Origin of the sequence: Marinilabilia sp., assembly GCF_016278715.1 — a bacterium.
Taxonomy (GTDB): Bacteria; Bacteroidota; Bacteroidia; order Bacteroidales; family Marinilabiliaceae; genus Marinilabilia.
In genome coordinates, this window is the sequence record NZ_JADQBH010000002.1 from 1 (window position 1) to 5,960 (window position 5,960).

The 5,960-nt window shown below is 45.0% G+C and carries 4 protein-coding genes and 1 pseudogene; all 5 read right to left on the reverse strand.

The window, feature by feature from the left end:
* Positions 1-1,007, reverse strand: a 1,007-nt coding sequence (locus QZZ43_RS00035) for an alpha-N-arabinofuranosidase (RefSeq protein WP_291854578.1), incomplete at its 3' end; no start/stop codon positions are given.
* A gap of 44 nt (positions 1,008-1,051) precedes the next feature.
* Positions 1,052-2,386 (reverse strand): family 43 glycosylhydrolase, encoded by a 1,335-nt coding sequence (locus tag QZZ43_RS00040; protein ID WP_291854581.1) that lies wholly within the window; start codon positions 2,384-2,386, stop codon positions 1,052-1,054.
* 79 nt (positions 2,387-2,465) lie between these two features.
* Positions 2,466-4,136: a ribulokinase gene (locus QZZ43_RS00045; RefSeq protein WP_291854584.1), complete on the reverse strand. Its 1,671-nt coding sequence runs from the start codon at positions 4,134-4,136 to the stop codon at positions 2,466-2,468.
* Positions 4,137-4,377: 241 nt separating this feature from the next.
* On the reverse strand, positions 4,378-5,067 hold the full coding sequence (locus QZZ43_RS00050) for an L-ribulose-5-phosphate 4-epimerase (protein WP_291854587.1): 690 nt from the start codon (positions 5,065-5,067) through the stop codon (positions 4,378-4,380).
* Between the two features lie 15 nt (positions 5,068-5,082).
* Positions 5,083-5,960 (reverse strand): annotated as a pseudogene (locus QZZ43_RS00055) (sodium/glucose cotransporter); the annotation flags it as partial.

The window sequence follows — 5,960 nt, forward strand, 5'->3', positions numbered from 1 at the left end:
TGAAAGAGGTGTCCGGGCTCGGTTCCGGGTTCCACATCAGTCCAGATACCCCATTCATCAACCAGAAGAGGAAGATTTTTATCAGGGTCGTATTTATCCATTACTTCTGAGTGCTTCGAAACCAATTCGTCCATAAACAAAGCATTTTTCAGACCGCTGAAATAGAGTTCTTCACCAAAGCCGGTAGCAGCCGATTTGTTTCCCCAGTCGCCGGTTGCAATAGTGTAATAATGAACAGACAAAGCATCCATATTTCTGGCAGCTCTGTTCATCAACACATCGGTCCAGTTGTAATCGCCACCATTGGCACCACAACCAACACGCTCAAATTTTCCTTCACCATAAAGACCGGCATAAAGAGAGTACTGACGGAGCAGGTCGCTGTAAAATTCAGGACGCATATCGCCTCCACATCCCCAGCTTTCGTTTCCAATTCCGAGGAATTTAACATCCCAGGGCTCCTCACGACCATTCTCGCGACGCCAGTTGGCCATTGGAATATCCTCATCAGAAGTCATGTATTCAATCCAATCTACCATTTCGGTAACAGAACCGCTTCCCACATTGGCAGAAATATAAGGATCGGCACCAATCATCTCACACAGATTCAGGAACTCATGTGTACCAAAACTGTTGTCTTCGATAGAGCCTCCCCAGAAATAGTTTTTGATTTTAGGTCTTTCATTAACCGGACCCACACCGTCTTTCCAGTGATAGGTATCGGCAAAACAACCTCCGGGCCACCGAAGAACCGGAATCTGAAGCTCTGTAAGGGCCTCAAGAATGTCTTTACGGTATCCGTCCACATTAGGGATGTCAGAATCGGGTCCTACCCAGATTCCATCATAAATACAACGTCCCAGGTGTTCAGCAAAATGACCATAAACATTTTTATTAATGGTCTGCTCTGCTTTGTCAAATTCCAGTGTCATTTTATTTTGAGCGCCGGCTGGCAACGCCAAAATAAAAAAGGCAAACAATGCAAATAATAGATTCTTTTGTTTCATCTCGAAATGGTTTTAAATTAAAATGTCATATTATCCAAACTGTTCTACTTAAACTGAATCCAGTCAAAGGTCAGCTCCGAATCTCCGGTGTTAATGAGATAGATATCGTGAATCCCCTTTGGTTCTTCCGAAAGTGAAATACGCTCAGTCTTCATTTCATCCGACCCGGAAATTTTTGCAGAAACCACAAGATCCCCATCGGGAGCATCCAGTCTGATTTCATATTCACCATCGTTTCCGGCTGATGCGTTTACAACGACCTCCTCAAACCCATCAGTTCCGAAATCCACTTTATTATAGCGGATTAGGTTGCCGTTTTTAGGCAAATTCACTTTCCAGCCTTCGTGTGGGTTTGAATCATCAACAAACGCATAGCTAATATTCTTGCCTTCAGCAGAACTGTAGCGGTCTACCTGAATTTGACTGGCAGCAGGTGTTATGCCCACGCCACGAAGGGTCGGCACCACTTGTTGAATGGTTCCGTCGGCATTAAAGAACAAACTATCGGCCTTAATAGAGCGATTCTTATCAAAATCAGGAGACAAATCGTTGTGATGATAGAAAAGATACCACTGATCACGATATTCAATAATGGAGTGATGATTGGTCCAGCATTCTACAGGAGATTCTTCCATAATCACCCCTTTAAACTCAAATGGGCCCATGGGATTATCGCCCATGGCATAAACCAACCTCTCGGTGGTTTTGGGAACATGTGGAAAGGTAAAATAGTACTTCCCCTGACGCTCAAACAAGTAGGGCCCCTCTTTAAATTTTGGAGGCAACTCCATAACCAGCTGAGGTTCTGTTGCAAGCTCCAGCATATTGTCTTTCAACCTGGCCACATAAAGCTTTTCGCCACCTCCCCAATAGAGGTAAGCCTGCCCGTCGGTATCAATAAAGGGATTGGGATCAATGCCAAAAACACCCTCCATCGGAATTTCTTCAGGAACAAAAGGCCCGGTGGGACTGTCGGCAACTGCTACACCCACTCTGCGACCTCTTCCTTCGGTTTTATCCTTTGCTGTTGCAGGGAAATAGAAGTAGTATTTTCCGTCCTTTTCAATGCAATCGGGTGCCCACATGCTAAAAGTGGAAGCATCAACCCAGGGCACATCGTACTGACTCAAAATGACACCATGATCTTCCCATTGGGTTAAATTCTCAGATGAGTAAACATGATAATCTTCCATGCAAAACCAGTTGGCAAAGCGGCCGGAATCTTTCCTGATGTCGTGAGAAGGATAAATATACACCTTATCGTTGAACACCCTGGCGGAAGGATCGGCTGTGAACTCATCCATAATGAGTGGGTTCTGCGCCACAGCCCCAACTGCAGAGAACACAATTAAAGACAGAGCAAAAATGGTCTTTCTCATACTCAATAAAATTTTTGATTGAAAATCCGGAGTCGCAAAAAAGGTGAACTCCAACAAGAACAACAATTTACGAAAAACCTTACAACTCTTTTTCTGTAAAAGCACCAAGTTTCACATATTTCTTATAAATGGCCTCGTACTTCTTCACATTTTCCGGAATGGGTGTGTATTCCTTCTCAAAACCCTGTCCCATTTGTTTCTGAGCCTCTTCCACATTGTCATAAATACCTGCTACTACAGCAGCAAACATACCGGCACCTACAGCACAAGTCTGTTCGGTGGCAGCAACCTTAATGGGCATATTCAGCACATCGGCCAAAGTTTGCATTACAAATGGCGATTTGCGGGCCACACCCCCAAGTCCAATCACAGCTTTCAGTTCAACACCTTCATCTCTGAAGCGGTTTACAATGGCTTTGGAACCAAATGCAGTGGCTTCGACCAGCGCCCTGAAAATTCGGGGAGCTGAAGAGCCTAGTGTCAATCCGGCTATGGAACCGGTTACTTCCTGACTGGCATCAGGTGTTCTGCGACCATTCATCCAATCTACAGCAAGAATAGTGGATTCGTCAACAGAAATTTTCATAGCCTCCTCGCTCAATTGAGGAATTATCCGGTCCATGGTTTCATCTATCAATTTCTGACGGATTTCTGCATTCACCAGCTCCGATTTATTCAGAATATTGGTCAACGGCCATGCAATCACATTTTTAAACCAGGCATAAATATCACCAAAACCAGACTGTCCGGCCTCAAGCCCGACATAACCCGGAACAACAGAACCATCAACCTGACCACAAATTCCGCGAACCAGTTTGTCACCAATTTGCTCGTAATCAGCAATCATAATATCGCAGGTAGAAGTACCGATGGCACGTGCCAGAACATTAGAGGTAGCCCCGCCACCTACGGCTCCCATGTGGCAGTCGAATGCGCTCACACCCACCACAACATCAGTCGATAAGCCAAGTCTTTCGGCCCATTCGGGAGTCAGATTCCCCACTTTGGTATCGCTGGCAAAAGTCTCTTTGAACAGCCGATCGCGGAACCCTTTCAACAGCGGATCCAATTCGGTAAGAAATTCTTCAGGAGGAAGACCATTCCAGCTTTCGTGCCACATGGCCTTGTGTCCGGCAGCACATCGGCTACGAACCACCTGGTCGGGCTTTTCGGTACCTGTAATCATTGAAGGCATCCAGTCGGCATGTTCGATCCACGAATAGGCGGCTTTACGCACAGCCTCATCTTCACGTAGCACATGCAGGGCTTTGGCCCACACCCACTCCGAAGAATAGACACCACCCTCGAACTGGGTGTAATCCACTTTCCATTTGCGTGCCAGGTCATTAATTTCAGCAGCCTCTTTAACCGCGGTGTGGTCTTTCCACAGAATAAACATGGCATTGGGATTCTCGGCAAATTCGGGTTTTAAAGCCAACGGAATTCCTGCTTCATCCACAAACGCAGGAGTACTGCCGGTGGTGTCGAACGACATACCCACCACATTTTCTGCAACGCCGGAACCGGCCTCCTTCAGAGCATTTTTTACCGTATATTCCAAAACCTCCACATAATCGAGCGGATGCTGGCGATAACGATTTGCCGCCGGGTCGCAATATTTTCCTTCAATCCATCGGGGATAATGCTTCACCGATTGTGCAACCTCTTCTCCGGTTTGTGTATCAACAACTACGGCGCGGGCTGAATCCGAACCATAATCAAGACCGATAACATATTTTTTTGAACTCATTTTGTTAGTTTTTAGTCAGTTGTCCCTGGTTCAGTAGTTTTTAGAAAGTAAAAACCTATCTATTACAGAACCCTAATGTACTCTTAAAAATACCTGACAATGAATACTTTACGTCGCTACACCTTTGCTTTAAAGCGTATTTTTTAACAGTCTAATGTGTTAAATACAACGAGATAATTTGGGGGTAAAAAACCGGGCCGAAAATTGGCCCGGGTGAGAGATATGGTGACCGAATCAGTCTTTACTTTTGCCCGTAATAGGCATTGGCACCATGTTTACGATCGAAATGCTTTTTGGTAAGAAGGGGATTCATGGTCACATCAGGATTGACCGACTTACTGACGAAAGCCATTTTGGACACCTGCTCTATAACCACACTGTTGTGAACCGCCTCATGAGCATCTTTACCCCATGTAAAGGGCCCATGATTTTTCACAATCACCCCGGGAATATGATTGGGGTTTTTTCCGGAAAATGCTTCCACAATAACAGTTCCGGTCTCCTTCTCATATTCACCTTCCACTTCTTCTTTTGTCATATCCCGTGTACAAGGGATATCATCGGCAAAATAATCGGCATGAGTGGTTCCGATTATCGGGATATCCACACCTGCCTGTGCCCATGCTGTAGCATAGGTGGAGTGGGTATGCACCACTCCACCTATTTCAGGAAAATTCTTATACAACTCGAGGTGAGTTGGTGTATCAGAAGAGGGCTTCAGTTTACCTTCCACTACGTTGCCATTCAGGTCGAGAACAACCATATCGTCGGCTGTCATGTCATCATAAGCCACCCCACTGGGTTTGATCACTACCAAACCTTTCTCCCGGTCAATAGCGCTCACATTCCCCCAGGTAAATAGTACCAAGTTATGTTTTACCAAATCCAGGTTGGCCTGAAAAACTTCCTTTTTTAGCTGTTTTAAATCCATCTTCTTATTATTTTGTTACCAGAACACACCATAAAGCAGTGCCAGAATCACAATAACTCCAACTGCCCCAATATTAAAACCAGTTCCGGTTTTGAAGCTTTCGGGATTAATTTCAAGCGCTTTCTTGTCTGCAGCAATAATTTTTTCATTGGTAACCAGAATAATGCCGACAAAGAGAAAGGCTGCGGCCAGCATAAAAATGCTTTCAATTCCCAGATTATTAAGGAAGTAAATATTCACACCAACACCGCCGATAACGGCAGCTACAGCACCAATGACCATCATTACGTAACCCGAACGCATATATGCCGGACGAACAGTATGTTTGGTATCGGTAGTCCACGACTTCTTATCCACGAAAGTGACAATGGTAGCCACAAACACCAGTACAACAAAAATATATCCCATACGCATCATCCACGGCATATCGGGGAATCCAAATTTGAAGGCAAATCCGAGAGGCAAGGTCAGCAAGGCTGTCCAGAGTGCAGCTTTATTGGTAGCCTGACGCCAGAAAAGACCCATGAAGAACACAATCACCACTCCGGGATAGATAAACCCGGTATATTCCTGAATATACTGAAATGCCTGTTCCAGATTCTGCAACATGGGGGCAATAAATACAGCAATCGTCAAAGCAACAACAGCTGTGATACGTCCCACAAGTACCTGTGATTTGTCACTGGCATTCTTATTAAAATAAGGCTTGTAAATATCTACGGTAAAAATCGTAGATGTTGAATTAATCATAGATGCCAGCGATGAAACAATCGCTGCCGAAAGAGCTGCAAATGCCAGTCCACGAACACCGACAGGCATATAGTTGGCCAACAGATAAGGATAAGCCTGGTCAGCAATCTCCAGATCATTTTTCAGATAAAAAGCTGCAATAC